This is a genomic window from Shewanella frigidimarina NCIMB 400 (assembly GCF_000014705.1).
GTDB classification, from domain to species: Bacteria; Pseudomonadota; Gammaproteobacteria; order Enterobacterales; family Shewanellaceae; genus Shewanella; species Shewanella frigidimarina.
Genome location: NC_008345.1, coordinates 3,521,553 through 3,540,684, shown reverse-complemented (window position 1 = coordinate 3,540,684; position 19,132 = coordinate 3,521,553). Strand labels below are relative to the sequence as shown.

19 protein-coding genes are annotated in these 19,132 nt (G+C 40.6%); 15 read left to right on the top strand and 4 right to left on the bottom strand.

Annotated features, from left to right (window positions below; genetic code table 11):
- Positions 1 to 184: 184 nt before the first annotated feature.
- The 3 genes from mnmL (at position 185) to oxyR (ending at position 2,927) form a co-directional block, all read left to right on the top strand.
- A complete protein-coding gene (mnmL, locus tag SFRI_RS15245) occupies positions 185 to 1,153 on the top strand; it encodes a tRNA modification radical SAM protein MnmL/YtqA (protein ID WP_011638398.1) in 969 nt (322 codons plus the stop codon).
- Between the two features lie 285 nt (positions 1,154 to 1,438).
- Positions 1,439 to 1,804, top strand: a complete 366-nt coding sequence (locus tag SFRI_RS15240; RefSeq protein ID WP_011638397.1) for an Hpt domain-containing protein — start codon at positions 1,439 to 1,441, stop codon at positions 1,802 to 1,804.
- 205 nt (positions 1,805 to 2,009) lie between these two features.
- Positions 2,010 to 2,927: a hydrogen peroxide-inducible genes transcriptional activator OxyR gene (gene oxyR, locus SFRI_RS15235; RefSeq protein ID WP_011638396.1), complete on the top strand. Its 918-nt coding sequence runs from the start codon at positions 2,010 to 2,012 to the stop codon at positions 2,925 to 2,927.
- Positions 2,928 to 3,126: 199 nt separating this feature from the next.
- Here oxyR and SFRI_RS15230 read toward each other — a convergent pair whose 3' ends face one another.
- Together SFRI_RS15230 and mutH are read right to left on the bottom strand one after the other, a co-directional pair.
- A complete protein-coding gene (locus tag SFRI_RS15230; RefSeq protein ID WP_011638395.1) occupies positions 3,127 to 4,149 on the bottom strand; it encodes an adenylate/guanylate cyclase domain-containing protein in 1,023 nt (340 codons plus the stop codon).
- A gap of 520 nt (positions 4,150 to 4,669) precedes the next feature.
- Positions 4,670 to 5,338 carry a DNA mismatch repair endonuclease MutH gene (gene mutH / locus SFRI_RS15225; protein WP_011638394.1) on the bottom strand — a complete coding sequence of 223 codons (669 nt, stop codon included), beginning with the start codon at positions 5,336 to 5,338 and terminating at the stop codon, positions 4,670 to 4,672.
- A gap of 763 nt (positions 5,339 to 6,101) precedes the next feature.
- Here mutH and rppH point away from each other — a divergent pair.
- The 3 genes from rppH to SFRI_RS15210 all read left to right on the top strand — a co-directional run bounded on the left by rppH (position 6,102) and on the right by SFRI_RS15210 (position 9,774).
- The gene (gene rppH, locus SFRI_RS15220) at positions 6,102 to 6,620 is read left to right on the top strand and encodes an RNA pyrophosphohydrolase (protein WP_011638393.1); all 519 of its coding nucleotides are present in this window, start codon (positions 6,102 to 6,104) and stop codon (positions 6,618 to 6,620) included.
- A 24-nt stretch (positions 6,621 to 6,644) separates the two neighbouring features.
- Entirely contained in the window at positions 6,645 to 8,885 is a 2,241-nt protein-coding gene (gene ptsP, locus SFRI_RS15215; protein WP_011638392.1) for a phosphoenolpyruvate--protein phosphotransferase, read from the top strand.
- 88 nt (positions 8,886 to 8,973) lie between these two features.
- On the top strand, positions 8,974 to 9,774 hold the full coding sequence (locus tag SFRI_RS15210; protein ID WP_011638391.1) for a sulfite exporter TauE/SafE family protein: 801 nt from the start codon (positions 8,974 to 8,976) through the stop codon (positions 9,772 to 9,774).
- A gap of 77 nt (positions 9,775 to 9,851) precedes the next feature.
- On the opposite strand, the gene SFRI_RS15205 is transcribed toward SFRI_RS15210, so the two are convergent.
- A complete protein-coding gene (locus SFRI_RS15205; RefSeq protein ID WP_011638390.1) occupies positions 9,852 to 10,703 on the bottom strand; it encodes a thymidylate synthase in 852 nt (283 codons plus the stop codon).
- A gap of 215 nt (positions 10,704 to 10,918) precedes the next feature.
- Here SFRI_RS15205 and nhaA point away from each other — a divergent pair, with 215 nt between their 5' ends.
- The 5 genes from nhaA (at position 10,919) to SFRI_RS15180 (ending at position 14,302) form a co-directional block, all read left to right on the top strand.
- Positions 10,919 to 12,103: a Na+/H+ antiporter NhaA gene (gene nhaA, locus SFRI_RS15200; protein ID WP_011638389.1), complete on the top strand. Its 1,185-nt coding sequence runs from the start codon at positions 10,919 to 10,921 to the stop codon at positions 12,101 to 12,103.
- Entirely contained in the window at positions 12,090 to 12,476 is a 387-nt protein-coding gene (locus tag SFRI_RS15195) for a hypothetical protein (RefSeq protein WP_011638388.1), read from the top strand. The genes nhaA and SFRI_RS15195 overlap by 14 nt, the downstream gene beginning before the upstream one ends.
- Positions 12,477 to 12,646: 170 nt before the next feature.
- Positions 12,647 to 13,570: a transcriptional activator NhaR gene (gene nhaR / locus SFRI_RS15190; protein ID WP_011638387.1), complete on the top strand. Its 924-nt coding sequence runs from the start codon at positions 12,647 to 12,649 to the stop codon at positions 13,568 to 13,570.
- 29 nt (positions 13,571 to 13,599) lie between these two features.
- Positions 13,600 to 13,848 (top strand): FAD assembly factor SdhE, encoded by a 249-nt coding sequence (locus SFRI_RS15185; RefSeq protein WP_086019766.1) that lies wholly within the window; start codon positions 13,600 to 13,602, stop codon positions 13,846 to 13,848.
- Positions 13,829 to 14,302, top strand: a complete 474-nt coding sequence (locus tag SFRI_RS15180; protein ID WP_011638385.1) for a protein YgfX — start codon at positions 13,829 to 13,831, stop codon at positions 14,300 to 14,302. The genes SFRI_RS15185 and SFRI_RS15180 overlap by 20 nt, the downstream gene beginning before the upstream one ends.
- Before the next feature lie 30 nt (positions 14,303 to 14,332).
- Here the strand turns inward: SFRI_RS15180 and nadB are convergent, their stop codons facing one another.
- Positions 14,333 to 15,949 carry an L-aspartate oxidase gene (nadB, locus tag SFRI_RS15175; RefSeq protein ID WP_011638384.1) on the bottom strand — a complete coding sequence of 539 codons (1,617 nt, stop codon included), beginning with the start codon at positions 15,947 to 15,949 and terminating at the stop codon, positions 14,333 to 14,335.
- A 234-nt stretch (positions 15,950 to 16,183) separates the two neighbouring features.
- Between nadB and rpoE the strand changes: the two genes are divergently transcribed.
- The 4 genes from rpoE to SFRI_RS15155 all read left to right on the top strand — a co-directional run bounded on the left by rpoE (position 16,184) and on the right by SFRI_RS15155 (position 19,049).
- Positions 16,184 to 16,762: an RNA polymerase sigma factor RpoE gene (gene rpoE, locus SFRI_RS15170; protein WP_011638383.1), complete on the top strand. Its 579-nt coding sequence runs from the start codon at positions 16,184 to 16,186 to the stop codon at positions 16,760 to 16,762.
- A gap of 26 nt (positions 16,763 to 16,788) precedes the next feature.
- Positions 16,789 to 17,406: a sigma-E factor negative regulatory protein gene (locus tag SFRI_RS15165; RefSeq protein ID WP_011638382.1), complete on the top strand. Its 618-nt coding sequence runs from the start codon at positions 16,789 to 16,791 to the stop codon at positions 17,404 to 17,406.
- 40 nt (positions 17,407 to 17,446) lie between these two features.
- Positions 17,447 to 18,379, top strand: a complete 933-nt coding sequence (locus SFRI_RS15160; protein ID WP_041413160.1) for a MucB/RseB C-terminal domain-containing protein — start codon at positions 17,447 to 17,449, stop codon at positions 18,377 to 18,379.
- Positions 18,380 to 18,578: 199 nt separating this feature from the next.
- On the top strand, positions 18,579 to 19,049 hold the full coding sequence (locus SFRI_RS15155) for a SoxR reducing system RseC family protein (RefSeq protein WP_041413158.1): 471 nt from the start codon (positions 18,579 to 18,581) through the stop codon (positions 19,047 to 19,049).
- Positions 19,050 to 19,132: the final 83 nt, after the last annotated feature.

Below are 19,132 nucleotides of genomic sequence, written 5' to 3'. Positions count from 1 at the left end.
AAATGATTAAATATTCATTTTAAGTAATGTATAAATAACTTAAATTGTTTTAAACGTTTTTTGAGTTTGTGCACAACTTTAGCGTTAGCTTGAATTGATAGCCCGTTTTATTGATTTAGGACCAAGACAGGTGCTTATCTCCTGACTACACTGCCGGACTTTGGGGTGATGATGAGAGCAACTTGTGGGTTTAGATGATTACGTTAATACGTTTGGGGTGCATTGCAAACGTTTATATGGCCAAAGAATAAAAAAATTAACTATAGATGCCCAATTTACCTGCCCTAATCGAGATGGCACGTTAGGGGTGGGCGGTTGTACTTTTTGTAATGTCGCTTCATTTAGTGGCGAACAAGGCAGAGAACAACCTATTGCGCTGCAATTGACTGAAGGGAAAGTACGCGCCCTATCTGCAAAAAAATGCACAACATCTGTGAATGTTAACTCTACTCCTACTGCAAAATATATTGCTTATTTTCAAGCTTACACCAGTACCTACGATGAGTATAAAGTGCTAAAGCAAAAGTATGATCAAGCACTTGAAGATGCCGATATTGTTGGGCTTCATATAGGCACTCGTCCTGACTGTGTGCCTGATGAAGTACTTGATTTACTCGTTGAGTATCAACAGCGAGGCATTGAGGTGTGGCTAGAATTAGGCCTACAAACTGCCAATAATCACACGTTAAAGCGGATTAATCGTGGTCACCAATTGTGTGAATATCGACAGACCGTTAAAAAAGCTCGCGCTAAAGGCATTAAGGTGTGTACCCATTTGATATTAGGTTTGCCAGGTGAAACATCTGCTGACTATTTTAATAGCTTACAAACCGTATTAGGAATCGGTGTTGATGGACTAAAACTGCACCCTTTGCATATTGTAGAAGGCAGTATTATGGCGAAACAGTGGCGCTATCATCCTATGCCGTTAATGAGCCTTGAAGAGTATGCCTCCGAGGCCGCAAAACTTATTCGTCACACCCCAAAAGAGATTATCTTTCATCGCGTGACTGCCTATGCCAAAAAACCAATGTTACTCGCCCCTAATTGGTGTGCGTATAGATGGGATGGTTTAGTGGCCATTGTGGATGAACTTAAAGAATACGGTGGGCAAGGCAGTGCGTTAATGTTTAGCCAAAGTAAAACAGCCTAGTGCAGTGTATTTGGGTAGGCATATTATAATTTGACTAAATATGGTCAAGGACGATTTTGCGAAGAAGTATAAGGCTGATAACGACTATTCATTATTTATTGGGCGAAACATTGCCAATATGAGTATTTTTTAAACATTGGTAATACCAGCTGAGTAGTTATGTTGTAAATATGTGACTTTTTACCATTAAATAGCGTCTAAATATTGGCAAGCCTTGCATAGGGTATTTTACTCGGTATCATATTTATAATTTTTATAGAGTTAGATTTTGATAGAGGTGCCTTTATGGCCACAACGCAGTTAGACTCAATATTGGATCTCAATACGCTTGAGCAATATATCAGTGCCATTGGTGCTGGAACGTTATTGAAAAGCGTAGTGTTATTCGAGCAGTTAATGCCTGAGTATGTCAGTAGCTTAGTGAAAGCTGGCGATGCAAATGATAAAGAAACGTTATGTGCAGAAGCTCATAAATTTAAAGGTGCAGCAGGATCTGTTGGCCTTAAACGAATTCAGCAATTTTCCCAGTTATTACAACATGGTGAAGAAGCTAAATGGGAAACAGAACATAAGGTATGGCTTGCTGAAATCGTTGAGCATGCTGCACAAGATTTACAACAACTGAAAGTTTACTTAGAAGCGAAAGCTTAATTACCAGTAGAGTAGAGTGTAGCGTTAGCTGCATGATCAGTTAGATTAGCAACTAGATTAATGCCTACAATCGGTTTGTTGAAATGCCTCTTTATTAAAGAGGCATTTTTTATGGTCGTTTGTTCAATATTGGTTATCGATGTCTTGTTATTTTGACTAATTTAATTCACTATTTGAATTAAATTAGATAAGGGCAATCGTTTATATGAAAAATCTTCCCAGCCTTAAGAACCTTTATTATTTGGTTCATTTACATCAAGAGCAAAATTTCAATCGTGCCGCTAAGATGTGCTTTGTGAGTCAATCGACTTTATCTAGTGGTATCCAAAATCTCGAAGAACAACTAGGCTATCAGTTGATTGAACGTGATCATAAATCGTTTATGTTTACTGCCATCGGTGAAGAAGTGGTTGAGCGAGCTCGAAATATTTTAACCAATGTCGATGACTTAGTTGAATTGGTTAAAAATCAAGGCGAACCGATGACCGGAGAAATTCGTTTAGGTTGCATTCCCACTATTGCGCCTTTCTTACTCAGTAGAGTGGTTAAGTTATGCCAGCAAGACTACCCCAAGCTCAGTTTGTTATTAAAAGAAGACACGACTGAGCGTCTATTGGATGCTTTAGCAAAAGGTGAGTTGGATTTATTGATATTAGCGTTACCTGTCGACACAAGTGGTTTTCATAGCATGAAAGTTGGCATTGATCCGTTTAAAATGGTGATGCATAAAGAGGTATCGCAACAATTCTTGCAGCCCATTGACTACCAAAAAATGCCAGACGAAAGTATCTTTTTACTGCAAGCTGAACATTGCATTACCGGTCACGCGATAACCGCATGTCAACTGGGTGATAGCGCCAAAATTAATCCTTTTGCGGCAACCAGTTTGCATACCTTGGTGCAGATGGTTAACAGTAAGTTAGGCACCACATTTTTACCCCAAATGGCCATCGATACTGGTATTTTAACTGATACCGATCTTGTCGCAATGGATCCTCCTGGTGAAGCTCCTTATCGTGATATTGGTTTAGTTTGGCGTCAAACTACCAGCCGTATTTCAACGTTTAGAACCTTAGGCTTAGCGATTCAACAAAAGCTGCTAGCACAATCGTTACCAAGTTAGCCTCAGCTCGGGATATAAGAGGTGGGATGGATCGATAGAATGGTTTATTTCAGGTCAACAATATCAAACGTGCGATTTTTGTCGTTAATAAGGCTATTGAAGTATCAATAGCCTTATTGTTATCTGTAGAGTAACACTGGCAGTTTCATACATGTTTATGTTTGAAATTGAGCTTAACTAACCTCAATTAAACTTAGTTTTAATTGTTATTCAATTTTCTTGGGGCAACACCATACACTTCAGTTGGGTGTTTCTTACCTTTAAGCATGATAGGGCCTAAGTCAGTCAGGTCATACTGACTATTTTGTTGCTCAAGTCGATGCACAACATCTCCAGATAGCAACATTCGTTGACCGAGCGGATTACATTGGTCTTGTAGCCGTGCCAAGGTATTTAATACATCACTGAAGAAACTAATCTCTTGCTTATGTACACCGACTACCGCGGCTACAACTTGGCCACAATGCGCCGCAGCTTTAAATTTAGGCACAAAACCATATTGTTGTTCAAAATATTGCCTTTGCCACTGCAATTGCTGGCAAAATTCGAAATAGATATTCATACAACGGTCTTGTTTAATACCTTGCTCTAATGGCCAGTGGATAAGTACGGCATCACCCATGTAACGATAAATTTCTGCTTCATTATCGGTCACAGTGTCGGCTAACATGCTAAAGCTGTCTTGAATTAGGCGGCTAAAGCGATAATCGCCTAAGGTTTCGGCATGAGCTGTAGATGAGACCATATCTATAAATAAGAACAATTGTTGCTCATAACGTGGTTTGTGATATTTGCCAAGGCCAATATTGAGCAAGACTTTAGGACCAACCAACAACGACATTTGTTCAATAAAAGCTAAGCTTACCCGGACCACAACAAGATAAACCACTAGCGCTTGAAACGATGGGCTATAAATAATCTGCACTGTGAGCATTTGTCGTAATGTCACCATATGGTTCTCAATGGCCCACATGTTTAAAAATTGTGTCACGTACGCCAGGGTTGTTGCCCCAAGTAGCAAAAACAATCCTTTAAACACCACAGAAAATAAATAAGGTAAACGACTGATGGCGCTAAAATCGGCAATGAGATTGGACATCCAATGCAAGCCGCCAAATACAACACCCATCATTATGGCAAGCGTGGCGAGATCGGCATTGCCAACAGCCCATTCAGGTAGTTGCGATGATTGTGAGTAGCGGAAAAAAACGAAAGAAGCCATTGCTACACACCAGGCAAAAATAGCGAACAATAATTTTTGAGTTTGACGGCGTGCTTTCACGGAGGATGTGGTTGCCTAAATGACTTATTATATAGGGTGGCTAGTCTATAGAAAATTTGCTTACTTGTGATAGTTTATTTGTGATTTAGATCAATAGAAGTGAAGAAATATGTGCACTAACGCAAAGTTTTTTCAACATTAGTAGGGCTTGTTGAACTTTTGTGGCTGAAGTTTGTTCGAGATAAACGGTTCTTTATTTATATAACAAGGTGGCATAAATGTTAGAGACGAAGTTCCAGTTAGGCTAATGGCTTGTAACCAATTTATTCAATAAAGATTCAAAACTACGGTTAACAGAATCCTTCGGCAATATCTGTGGCTTCTTTCTCCTGCTTTATTGCTTACTCATATTGTATCACGGGATGTCGTAAGCTCTGTCTTGTAAAACATTGCCACGCACTGCTTAAAAATTGCTCTTAATGATCTACAGGCCCAAGATACCAAGTAATGTAACAACAGATTATGAAAATGCATTGGTTAATATCTGCTGAGTAAAATCAATTTTAAGATAAAAACCTCTGGGATTTGATAGTTGGATGCTACCGTCTTCGGCGATGCTTTCAGTAAGCGTTTTGCTATTAGCTGCTTTTGGACGTAATTGCAGTACCTCACCATGACGTGCAGTAATTTTATCAACTTTACCTAGTGCAATTAACTCCATTATCTCTTCCCAATCTTGTTGTAACTGTCTGGCTTGTGTTGTGTTTGGTTGCCATAATATGGGCGTGCCTATACGACGCTCACCGACAGTGATGCTCCGTTCGCCTTCAACAGGTACCCATAACACTCTCTGTAATTTATGGTAAACCAAACTGTTTTCCCAAGTCATACCCTGAATGTTTGTCAGCGGCGCTACTGTGACATAAGTGGTCTCAAGCGGTTTGCCATTGTGATCGATCGGGATCGTTTTGAGCTCAACCCCTAAATGTAAAAAGTCCTGTTCTGGTCTTGATCCTGCCAGAGCCCCTAATTCAGATTCAATAAGTTGGCCTACCCAGCCTTTGTCTCGGCGTAAATCCGCAGGCACCATGATGTGATTATCTGCCGCAATATCAGCTAAACGAATACCAGCCATATTGTGCGCTCTTTGCATTAATTCGTTTAGATCTAAGGGCGATGATTTAGCCATGAATGAGTATTAACCTCTGGGGAAATGAATTAAGTAGACGATCAAAATCAACAGTCTATGCTATCAAGTAATATTCATTGAGAACAAGTTTAGTTAGTTATTTAAGATGTGATTGAAAAACAACCATGTTTTGGTTGGTTAAAGTTATTTGATTGAATTCCTTTGTAATTGGTTGTTTTAAAGATACTTTTTTGTTGATGGTTGTTTTTATATTATACTTGTCCCGAGTTACACTCGTTTTTCCCCTACATTTCACACATACTTATCCACAGATTTAATGGATAAGTGTAATAAAACCTGTCTTTAACTGATTAAAAACACCAAGTCAACGCAATAAAACGGCTTTTTAACGGGTTTAATTTAAAATAAGCCTTGTTATTTGTGTATAACTTAAATTGCTAAATGAGTGATTGGCTATCTTAATTAAGCCTGTTTGTTTTTTGTACAATATTGGCGTTCTGCTATAATATTAGTTTGTAATTATTTTTAAGTTATTAATTTTGTTTAAATATATTGTAGTGAAAAGTGGTTTTCCTTAGACGGAGGGCAGCTGGTTTTTAGCCTGTTATCAAGCTTTACCAAAGTTTCGAACAGAGATATCCACAGATTTTGTGGATAATCCACAGGGTCGCTTGGTTTAATTGTTGATAATTTTGATTTATTAACATTGTTATTCAATTATCCACAGTAAATAGAGGTTTGCCGATAGGCATGCTTTGTGAAACAATCAGACGATATAAAATTTGTTATTTTTGGAGTCCATGTGATTGATAGCGACGGCTTTCGCGCAAATGTGGGCATCATTATCTGTAATAAATTTGGACAAGTTATGTGGGCTAGACGTTTTGGCCAACATTCATGGCAGTTTCCACAAGGTGGGTTAGATGATGGCGAATCAGTAGAAGAAGCCATGTATCGCGAACTTTACGAAGAAGTGGGACTAAGACCTGAGCATGTTCAAATTTTAACATCCACTCGATCTTGGTTACGTTATCGGTTACCCAAGCGTTTGGTACGCCAAGAAAGCAAACCTGTTTGCATTGGCCAAAAACAGAAATGGTTTTTACTACAATTGAAAGGTCACGATAATACTATTAACTTGAATTCTTCTGGTCATCCTGAGTTTGATGATTGGCGTTGGGTGAGTTATTGGTATCCTGTTCGTCAGGTTGTGTCTTTTAAACGCGACGTATATAGAAAGGTAATGAAAGAGTTCGCATCGACGACATTAGCGCTGCAAACGCGCGAGTTTAGTAAAAAACGAAGCAAACAACGGAGTTAACTGATTTCAAAGAGGATTGAAACAGTGTTAAATATGCTCAGGGATATCACTCAAGCTGTTGCCAGAGCCAGCAGCCTTGAAAGTGCATTAAACATCTTAGTGTCACAAACTCGATTAGCGATGGCTACCCATTGCTGTTCTATTTATATCCTTGAACAACAGCATCTAGTGTTATCCGCCACTGAAGGTTTACAACAATCTGCCGTTGGCCGAGTGAGCATGCCATTATCGCAAGGTTTAGTAGGCTTAGTTGCTGAACGTGAAGAAGCCGTTAACCTTGCCGATGCTCGTATTCACCCTCGTTTTAAATTATTTCCCGAAGCCGCAGAAGAAGAATATCGTGCGTTTTTAGCTGTGCCGATCATTTTTCAAAAGCAGGTGGTGGGCGTTATCGTGGTGCAACAGCCAGAAGCCCGTCAGTTCAGTGAAAGCGAAGAAGCATTTTTAATGACCTTAGCCGCTCAGCTTGCGGTGGTTGTGCGCAGCTTGAAACACAAAGCGGCCATTACTAATGTGCAACAGCAAGTGGTTTTCAGTGGTGTTAATGCATCAAGTGGTATTGCAATTGCTCACGGTTTGGTATTAGGCGGTGTAATTTCATTAGAACAACCCGAGGTTAGCTGCTTTGACATAGATGCTGAAATTCAGCGTTTAAAGTTGGCCATGCAGCGTTGTAAAGACATGCTGTCGTCAATATCGCAACGTTTTGAGCGTGAAAAGTCTGCTGATGTGGCCTCTATCTTTACCGCATTTCAATTATTGTTAGACGATTCTAGCCTTGGTGGCGAATATGCCCGCGAAGTCGCTTTAGGCTGGCAGGCTGAGTCTGCGGTAAGCCGAGTGTCATTGCGCTATATCAAACAGTTTTTGGAAATGGAAGATCCATATCTAAAAGAGCGCGCCAGTGATATTCGTGAGCTTGGGCAAAAACTACTTCGACAGCTTATTGAGCCCGGTCGATTAGAGTTAGAGCCGGATAAACCGGTTATTTTAGTCGCTAAAGAAGTGGATGCCACTTTATTGGCTGAGTTTCCACGGCAAAAACTCGCTGGTATTGTCACTGAACGTGGTGGCGTTAATGCCCATGCGGCTATTTTAGCGCGTGCTTTGGGTGTACCTGCCATTGTTGGCGTTGATGATGTGTTATCAATCGACATCGATCAAAAACTGTTAGTGCTGAATGCGAATCGTGGCCAGCTATTGGTATCGCCATCGCCAGCTGTGATTGAAGAATATCAATTACTGATTGATGCAGATGTTGAAAAACAAAAGCAATTTTCTGCCGAATTAAACCTACCATCAGTGACTACAGATGGTCAGCGGATCCATTTATATTTAAACGCAGGTTTATTGAGTGGTATCGCGTCTGAAATTGCTGAATGTGCAGATGGTATCGGGCTATATCGAACTGAAATTCCCTTTATGTTGCATCAACGCTTTCCGAGCGAGAGCGAACAAATAAATGTATATCGTCAAGTACTGAGTGCCGCAGGTGATAGGCCTGTTGTGATGCGTACATTGGATGTTGGCGGCGACAAACCGTTACCGTATTTTCCAATTAAAGAAGATAACCCATTTTTAGGGTGGCGCGGCATTCGTTTATCGCTTGATCACCCTGAGCTATTTTTAGTGCAATTGCGCGCGATGCTACAAGCTGCTGGTAACGGCAATCAATTGCAAATATTGCTACCAATGGTAAGCAATCTGGATGAAATAGATCAAACATTAAAATATTTAGAGCAAGCGTTTACTGAACTAAACCAAGAATTAAAGACTATTTTAGTGAGGCCAAAAGTCGGCGTTATGCTTGAAGTACCTGCATTGTTGTATCAGTTACAAGATGTGGCAAAACGGGTCGACTTTGTGTCGGTGGGCAGTAACGATTTGACTCAATATTTACTGGCTGTCGATCGTAATAATCCGAGTGTCAGTTCATTATTTGATAGTTACCATCCAGGTATTCTTCGAGCACTTAAAAGGGCTGTCGATGAATGTAAACAGTATGATTTAGATGTGAGTGTTTGCGGCGAACTTGCGGGTGAACCTTATGGTGCATTGCTTCTAGTAGCGATGGGCTATAACAAACTCAGTATGAACCAAGGCAGCTTAGCCAGAATCAATTTTTTACTCAGACGTGTATCAAAGCAAGAGTTAACGGATTTATTAGAATCTATTTTACAACAGTCAAATGGTAACCAGGTTCGAGGCTTATTAGCCAGTTTCTTGCGAAAACATAACCTATTAGATTTAATCAACATAGATTAGCAATACGATTGAATCTGCTAAGGAAAGTTTTAAATGATTTTCCCTAGTGGTTCGTAACATAATCAAGTGCAACATTAAGGATGTCATCGTGGATAGTTTGCTGCAGGTATTTTTAATTTGCCTTGTTTTAGGTTCTGTCGTGGGTTTTTTGGCTGGGCTGTTAGGTATTGGTGGTGGGTTAATTATTGTGCCTGCGCTATTGTATATTTTACCTTCAGTGGGTATCAGTTCAACTCAAATCACTCATGTCGCTATCGCGACGTCACTGGCATCGATTATTTTAACTTCTATGTCATCAGCAACCGCCCATCACAAGCGCGGCAATATACCCTGGGAGCTGTTTAAACCTATATTTCCGGGTATTGTAATCGGGTCATTAGCTTCAGCATTTGTGTCTGAGCAAATTGCATCAGATGATTTACAACAGGCTTTTGCTATTTTTGTCGTGTTAATGGCAGTACAAATGGCCTTTCCGTTTAAAGTCAAAACGGGTGGCAGTATGCCAAGCTTTGCAGTGTTACTGGTGATATCGACTGCGATAGCGTTAATTGCTGGATTAATGGGCATTGGTGGCGGGGTTTTGCTGGTGCCATTTTTAAGTTATTGCGGCTTACAAATGCGTCAAGCTGTTGGATTTTCATCGGCAACAGGGATGCTTATTGCGGTATCCGGTACGATAGGTTATATCATCGCTGGTTTCGATGTACCGAATTTACCCGAGGGCTCAGTTGGGTTTATTTACCTGCCGGCATTAATCGGCATTATCATTAGTTCCATGTTGTGCGCGCCGTTTGGTGTAAAAGCTGCTAGCACTTGGCCTACGCCAGTATTGAAAAAAATATTTGCTTGTTTGCTTGTTGTAGTTGGACTAAAACTACTATTTTTTTAGCACTAAACTGTTACAAAAACGCCTTTGTTCAAGTAGTTGAACAAAGGCGTTTTTTTTGTTAGTTAACCTACCTGATATTACACTGCGAAAGGGTATTTAATCGCATCGTGATGTTGATAATCTTCAACGCTAAAGTCATCCAAGGTTACCCAAGTTTCGATGTCTTTTAGGGTTTTAATTTTTGGATTGATGATTAGCTTAGGCGATGCAAACGGTTCGCGCGCGAGCTGGACATCCCGCATGGGTTCAAGTTGGTCTTCGTAAATATGAGCGTTGACTATCTTATGGTATGCCTTACCAGGTTTATGGCCAGTAATCTGGGCCATTAACGCAAGTAATACATATACTTGTACCATGTTGAAGTTTAACCCTAGTGGAACATCACAACTGCGCTGTGTGCTGTTGAGGTACAAAGTATCACCGAGTAATGAAAAATGGTGTTCGTACATACATGGTCGCAAGCAACCTAAGTCAAATGCTCCTGGATGATAGAAGGTTAAAATCTCACCGCGGTTATCTATACCATTACTGAGGTCGTCGACGATTTGTTGCAGTAAATCGACATGACCACCATCAGGCTTTGGAAATGCACGCCCTAACGCCCCGTATATCAGCCCCATATCATCAGGACCTTTACGATTTGGGTTATCTAGCCATGCTTGGTTTTCATTGGCATTGGCGTCCCATGTTTTAGTGCCTAAAGCTCTAAAATCGGCCGCATTTTGGTAGCCACGTAAATATCCTAAGATCTCGGCTATGGCAGACTTCCAGAAGCTTTTACGTGTGGTCACTAAAGGAAATTGATTGTTACCAACATCATAAACTAAGTCGGCATTAATGACAGTTAGGCACTTTTTGTTTGTTCGTGCGTTATTAACCCACTCGCCTTCATCGACAATGCGTTTACACAGGTCTAAATACTGTTTCATTGGTCCCAATTCCTTTTTTGCTTTTATCGATTATACCTAATCAGGGCAGGCAAATCATTGCCAAAGTGAAATGCAGATTCAATTAATTAATTTATTTTCAGCGTTAACTGTACGTTCAATACCTCGGTTAAACCGAGTTAATATCAAGAAACAATCGATTATTATTGTTTGAACATTTAAGATAGACTGATCCGATTGTTTTTTAGGAGTGTTATATGGAACGAGCAATTAAGAACTTCTTAAGCCAAGAATCTGCAGGTGGCATTTTATTAATGGTCGCAGTAGCTTTGGCGATGATTTTAGCAAATTCCCCGTTAGCTGGAGTATATCAAGGTTTTTTAGCCACAGAAGTACAGCTACGTGTGGGCGATTTAGATATCGATAAGCCGTTATTACTGTGGATTAATGATGGGCTAATGGCGTTATTCTTTTTATTAATTGGTTTGGAAGTGAAGCGCGAATTACTTGAAGGGGCCTTATCAAGTGTGGCCAAAGCTTCATTACCCAGTATTGCTGCTATTGGCGGCATGGTGTTTCCGGCGTTGTTTTACTTAGCATTTAACTACGCAACCCCCGAAACTCAAGTCGGATGGGCTATTCCTGCCGCTACAGACATCGCTTTTGCTTTAGGTATTATGGCATTGCTCGGTAATCGTGTACCTGTGGCATTGAAGGTGTTTTTATTAGCCTTAGCGATTATTGATGATTTGGGCGTTATTGTCATTATTGCCTTGTTTTATAGTACTGATTTATCCATGACAAGCTTGGTCATTGCAGCGGTATCGATTGTGCTTATGGTTGCATTGAACAAAAAAGGGGTCAGTTCAATTTTACCTTACGGTTTACTTGGTTTTATTTTATGGGTCGCCGTATTGAAGTCTGGTGTACACGCGACATTGGCAGGTGTAATTATTGCATTTTGTATTCCTTTACGTGCAAAGGATGGTACTTCACCATCGGAACATTTAGAGCATAAGTTGCACCCCTGGAGCACCTTTATGATCCTGCCCGTGTTCGCTTTTGCTAATGCTGGTTTGTCATTAACGAATATGACTTTAGATTCATTTGCTGAACCCATTACCTTAGGCATTATTATGGGTCTGTTGCTCGGTAAGCCGATTGGGGTGCTGTTATTCAGTTATTTAGCCGTGAAGCTTAAGTTAGCAGAACTACCACCAGGGATTGGTTGGAGACACATTATTCCTGTTGCAGTGATGTGTGGTATCGGATTTACTATGTCAGTGTTTATTGCTTCGTTAGCGTTTGAACATTCACCTGCGGCATATGGTGATTATGCAAGACTTGGTATTTTAACAGGATCGTTATTAGCAGCACTAATTGGTTATTTTTGGTTAGCCAAAGTACTGCCTGAAACAGGAGAAAAACATGAAACTCACTAAATTATCTTTGGGAATGTTGTTAACGTTGTTTGTTATTCCCGCATCGGCTGAATCGTTCAATGTTTGTCTAAAATCATCTGAGTCACCCACTTGCCAAAGTTATCTAGAAGGTGTGGTAGATGGCGCCTTGATGTACCGAGATGGTCTGGCTAAGAAAAGAATCGAGCCAAATGATTATGAGTCAAGAGCACTAAAGTACCGAGCAGGAAAGCGTTATCAAACGGCAAACGTAAATTATTGTGCTAGTCATATACCGGTAAAATCTGAAATAGTATCAGCACTCACTGAGCAAGTGTCGCTAAGCAATGTCAGTAATAGCGCTGAGCTAGAGTCTGTTATTACTAGTTTGATGGATTGCCGCCAGAGTAAGTAAACCGCAACATTAATTAACGCAGCCGTTTGGCTGCGTTTTTTTATGCTTAATCTTGGCTAATAAATCGGTTAATTAATATTGTGGTTGAGTACCGATGATTAATGAACAGCGGAATTTTGGGTTTATTTGCTATAGTAGTGTGAGTGGCTTTTCTTGGGTTAGTGATTGATATGCAGCATTTAAATTATAACCATTTATATTATTTTTGGATGGTACAAAAAAAGGGTTCAGTAACTAAAGCGGCTGAAGCATTGTGTTTGGCTCCGCAAACCATAACTGGGCAAATTCGTGCATTAGAAGAGCGATTAAAAGGCACGTTATTTAAGCGTGTCGGCCGTAACTTAGTCGCAACCGAGTTGGGCGAATTAGTATTTCGTTATGCCGATAAAATGTTTAGCTTGAGTTACGAAATGCTCGATTTACTCAATTATCAGAAAGATAAGTCACTATTATTTGAAGTGGGGATTGCCGATGCCTTATCTAAGGCCTTGGTTAGTCGAGTATTGTTAACCGTTATCCCTGATGATAGTTCAGTTCACTTGGCGTGTTATGAATCAACACATGAAAGTTTAATTGAGCGTTTACGTGAACATAAGCTCGATATGATCTTATCTGATTGCGCCGGTGGTTCATTGAAGTTTCCCGAAATTTTATCCAAAAAACTGGGTGAATGTGGGGTGAGTTTCTTTTCGGCTGAAACGATTTCAGTCCCTTTTCCCGCGTGTCTAGAGCAGCGTAAATTACTCATACCGGGTAAGCGGACGTCATTAGGCCAACAATTACATGGTTGGTTTGCCGAAAAAAATCTTAATGTCAGTATTTTGGGAGAGTTTGACGATGCAGAAATGATGAAGGCGTTCGGTTATTTTAATCGAGGCATTTTTGTCGCACCGTCTATTTATCGTCATGATATACTGTCTCAAGGTATGGTATTACTTGGTGAAACCACCGATATTAAAGAAGAGTATCATGTGATGTTCGCTGAGCGAATGATCCAGCATCCGGCGGTAAAATCATTACTGGCTACGGATTTTAGTGATTTATTTGCAGGACGAGATCTACAAGTACAAGATTTTGAAAACCGTATAAGCTAGCTTGTTATATAGACATCAGGAGATTTGTGTTGGAATTAATGAATATAGCTCGTGTACGCTGGGCATGCCGTCGTGGAATGTTAGAATTAGATGTGTTGTTTCAACCCTTTGTCGAAACCCAATACGAAGCCATGACTGATAATGATAAAAACACTTTTATTCGGTTATTGGAGTGTGAAGATCCGGAGTTATTTGCTTGGTTCATGGGCCATGAACAATGCCCAGATCCATTGTTCGCCAATATGATAGTCAAAGTCCGTGGCAGAGCCGCACCTTAACCTTTCTGTTGATTTATTGGTCAACAATAGTACTCATATGCAACAATTTGCATTGAGTGCTTCATTTTTGCAGCGTGCTGCCCTAATGGTAGCATTTGCTGTTGTATTAACGAGTTTTTTGGCTTGGCCTCATTTTCCTTCCTTGATATACCGCATCACGCAAATGTCATTATTCCTTAGCATTATCTTCATTTTTGTTTACAGCTGGCGCAGTTTATCGAATTGGCGTTGTTTGCTTACTTTGGGTGACAAGGGAACCGGTACATTATTGCAAGGTGAAAATGGAAGTCTCAATAAAATAATACTCACTAAAAGAGCGTTTATTAGTCCATTACTGTGCGTTATTTTTTTACAACATCTTCAAACGGGTGAGAACAGGGTATTGTTGGTGTGGAGTGATATGTTAGACGACACAGCATATCGAAATCTGTGTCGTCTGTTATTAAGCCATTGATGGTATGAAGCTGAGTCACATTAGCAGGGGTTAACGGTTGGGTTGTAAAATGGTTGGTTTAGGATTGTCAATTTGTTCAGGATAATCAATATTATAATGAAGCCCTCGACTTTCTTTACGTTCCATTGCACACCGAATAATCAATTCTGCAACTTGTACCAAGTTACGTAGCTCTAATAAATTATTGCTGACACGGAAGTTTGAATAATATTCTTCAATCTCTTGTTGAAGCATTAAGCATCTTCGAAGTGCTCGCTCTAATCGTTTATCTGTTCTGACAATGCCCACATAATCCCACATAAAGAGTCGTAGTTCGTGCCAATTATGGGCGATGACGACTTCTTCATCAGAGTTAGTGACTTTACTCTCATCCCATACTGGTATCGGGCAAGGCATCGGAATTTTATGCAACAGACCTTCGATATCTTGTGAAGCTGCACGGGCAAATACTAAACACTCGAGTAGTGAATTGCTCGCGAGTCTATTAGCGCCATGTAAGCCTGTGTAAGCCACTTCACCAATAGCATATAAGCCATTAATATCGGTTTGACCATGAAGGTCCGTCATCACACCACCACATGTGTAGTGCGCTGCTGGAACCGCTGGAATAGGGTCTTTGGTGATATCAATGCCCAACTCAAGACAACGCTGATAAATGGTTGGAAAGTGTTTAATGATAAAATCAGCAGGTTTATGGCTGATGTCTAAATAGACACAATCGGCACCCAAACGTTTCATTTCATAATCAATGGCGCGAGCAACAATATCGCGAGGAGCGAGTTCTGCTCTTTCGTCGAAGTCGGGCATAAAACGGCTGCCATCTGGACGACGTAAATAAGCACCTTCACCGCGTAATGCTTCAGTTAATAGGAAGTTTCTGGCATTAGGGTGAAATAAACACGTTGGATGGAATTGATTAAATTCCATATTGGCAATACGACAACCTGCACGCCATGCCATTGCAATACCGTCGCCACTGGCTATATCAGGATTAGAGGTGTATTGGTAAACTTTTGAGCTGCCACCTGTTGCTAGTGCAACAAACTTGGCTCTTACGGTTTCTACATGTTCCTCATCGCGATTCCACACATAAGCACCAAGTACACGGTTACCCGGTCGATGCAATTTACGAGTGGTGATTAAATCAATCGCATTGTAACGTTCAAGTACTTGTATGTTTGGGTGAGCGATTGCACGTTCTTGCAAAGTGGTTTGCACCGCTTTACCAGTTGCATCGGCAGAATGCAGAATACGACGATGGCTATGCCCACCTTCACGAGTTAAGTGATAAGGGGCTGTACTATTATCGACTCCAGCTAAGGTTTCTTCTTTATCAAATGCCACACCACAATTAATTAACCATTGCATTGCGCTTTTTGCATTTTCTGCGGTGTATGTCACAACTGATTTATCGCATAATCCGGCGCCAGCGATTAAGGTATCGTTGACGTGGGACTCAATTGTGTCGCCTTCATCAAAAACAGAGGCGATTCCACCTTGAGCATATAATGTTGACCCTTCTGATAATGGGCCTTTAGAAAGAAGAATTACTTTTGATTTTTCAGCAAGATGTAGTGCTAAAGTTAGTCCTGCAGCACCGCTGCCGATGACCAAAATGTCAGATTGGTGTTCAACTGCTTGTTTCATCAGGTATCATGGTGTGGCTTTGTGGTTTGATCATAGTAAATCAAATAACCGAGACAGGGTACTTTTACAGCGTATTTTATTGTGATTTTGCTTAGATATTTTGTTTATATGTAAAATAAATTAATTTTTTTTAATTCAATATCGAACTTTCTTCATATCAGTAGGTCTACTTATATGAACAGGATTCGAGCGACTGAGAAATCAGCATTACAGATTTAGGAGTAGTCGGCTCGGATGAGTGGACAATATAGTGATCAACAATTAGTTGAACGAGTACAGCAAGGCGATAAAAATGCATTTAACCTGTTAGTGCTGAAGTATCAAAATAAAGTGATGAGTTTGATTTCCAGATATGTTCGCAATCAAGCGGATGTTGCGGATGTGACACAAGAAGCCTTTATTAAAGCGTATAGAGCATTAGCAAATTTTCGTGGTGAAAGTGCATTTTATACTTGGTTGTATCGTATTGCGGTAAACACCGCAAAAAACCATCTTACATCGCAAGGGCGCAGAGCACCTGCAAACGATGTCGATATAGAAGATGCAGAATATTATGAAGGCAGTGATGCGTTAAAAGAGTTTGCATCACCAGAGCGGTTATTAATGAAAGATCAAATGAGTAAAGTGATCTTCGATACGCTCGATACTCTGCCTGAAGAATTAAAAATGGCAATATCACTCAGAGAGCTAGAAGGTATGAGTTATGAAGATATTGCTAATATAATGGATTGCCCTGTTGGCACAGTAAGATCGCGTATCTTTCGTGCTCGAGAAGCAATCGACAAACAGCTCCAGCCTTTGCTGGAAAAGTAACAGTCTTAACCTTAGATAGGTGAATAATGCTTAAATCAAGTCAAGAGTGGGTATCTGCAGCAGTTGATGGTGAAGCCGATGATAAAACATTGGCGCAGCTTTCTGCCGACGTTGATTCACATGATGAGTGGCAACGCTATCACATGATAGGCGATGCAATGCGCGGCGAGCTGCCGGCAGCCATTGACTTAGACCTTTTCGCTAGCATCACTGCAGCAATTGAGCTTGAACCGACAATTATTATGCCTCAAGCCAAACAAAGTGAGTTAGCTGAGAAAGTTAGCACTCCACAGCAAGTTGCAGTGGGTTCAAACGTGGTGCCATTTTTCAAACAGTTTGGCCAATATGCTATTGCAGCAACAGTTGCTATGGTGGCTATTGTTGGGGTACAAAACTACAATCAAACCAATGATGCTGAGTCACCGTTACCGGTATTAATGACTCGTCCATTAGTGGGCAGTGTGTCCCCCGTCAGCTATCAGACTGGTGCAGTACAAAATCAACAAAGCTATTCTAATGAGCAAGTTATAGAACAGCGTCGCCGTATTAATGCTTATATCCAAGATCACATGTTACAACAACGCTTAAACCCAGGTGTTGCTGTTGATGATAATAGCGTGCAAGATGCAGCGGTAAACCCATAATCCGTCGGCAGAATCTTGTCTTACCATGTTAGGAGTTAGCTTGCGCATTATCCTGCTAGCACTGTTAGTGTTAACCTTTCCAACACACGCTGAAGATGATTTATCTGCTAAAGCTTGGCTTAAGAATATGAGCCAAGCAATGCACGATAAGCAATACAAAACCTCTATTATTCAGCTACAAGCCGACCATATCCGTCCGCTTGTTTACATTCATGGCATTGTCGATAATAAAGAAGTCGCATTACTTGAATACCTTAATGGCCCTCCTAAAAATGCAGTGCGAGTGGGTAATACAGTTACGTTCATAGAACATGACCAACCGGCTTACAGTGTTGTCGCTCCTCGTATTCAGGGAATTTGGCCAGCAGCTTTAGCGGGAGATTTAAGTCAGCTCGAAAAAGGCTATCAGTTTGTTATTGGCGGTCGAGGGCGTATTGCTGGACGTCCAGGTCAAATGATCCGTTTACTCGCCAATGATGACAATCGTTATGACGCTCAAGTGTGGATTGATATGGACACTTATTTGCCATTACGTTTTGACTCTCTCAATAAAGAAAAACAATTACTTGAACAAACCATGGTAATTGAGCTGATTGAATTAACCGAACCTGCGAACATTTTAATTGAAGCTGCAAAGCAAGAATGGCCTGCAGTGATGAACCAAGCGGAACGCACCGATGGTAAAAACTGGCAATTTACTTGGTTACCAGAAGGATTTGATGTGGTTGTTCGCGATCATCACCGTTTGATCGGTATTCACGAGCCCGTTGAATATGTGGCGTTAACGGATGGATTAGCCAATATTTCTGTTTATGTCGCGCGAGCTGGAGAAAATCCAATGCCCAATGAACTGCTTATTCGTAATGGTTTATCCATGGTAGTCGTTAAGGTAGGTACGCTTGAAGTTGTTGCTATTGGTAAGGTTCCTTCTGAAACATTAGACAAGATAGCCAATAGTTTAGTGTTAAAATAAACAGTGTTCATTAACACGAAAGCCGTGACAACAATATTTTGTGTCACGGCTTTCGTGTTTTTAGTGGCAAATTAGAAATGATATAGCTTAGCGGTAAACTTGCTTAGCCAATGAGTTGCATTGTGCTAAAATTGCCTTCTAATTTATGGTTTGAGCTGATTAAATGAAAAGCCACATGTCCGAGTCATCTACATCCACTATGATGGAAGAAATTGCCCGCGTGGTTGATTATCAACAGGGCTGGGTAACCGTTGAGGTAGAATTAAAAAGTGCATGTAACCATTGTGCCAGCAGTGAGAATTGTGGCACGTCGACGATAGCTAAAGCTTTTTCGGTTCATACACAACGGTTTTCATTACCGAGTGAAAAACCTTGCCATAGCGGTGATTTGCTTAAAATCGGCTTACCTGAAAGCGTTATCATTAAAGCGGCGGCATTAGTGTATTTATTGCCGTTAATAGGGTTATTTTTATCTGCAATGATAGGGCATATGCTGGCCGCTGGCATAGGATTAAGTACGAATGGTTTTGCTATGGCTTTTGGTGCATTAGGAGCATTGGTTGCTTGGTTTATTGGTAAACACTTTGCCACTGAACTTGAGGCTCACGCCACACCAGTGATCATTGCCTATTTAGGCCAAGAAGTGGGCATTATTAGTGCGAGTCATTAGTGAGTATTTTCCACATTTATACTGATGGATTATGATGCCGTGTAACATGTTGAACCATCTCTTTAAACCTAAAAATGTGTGTT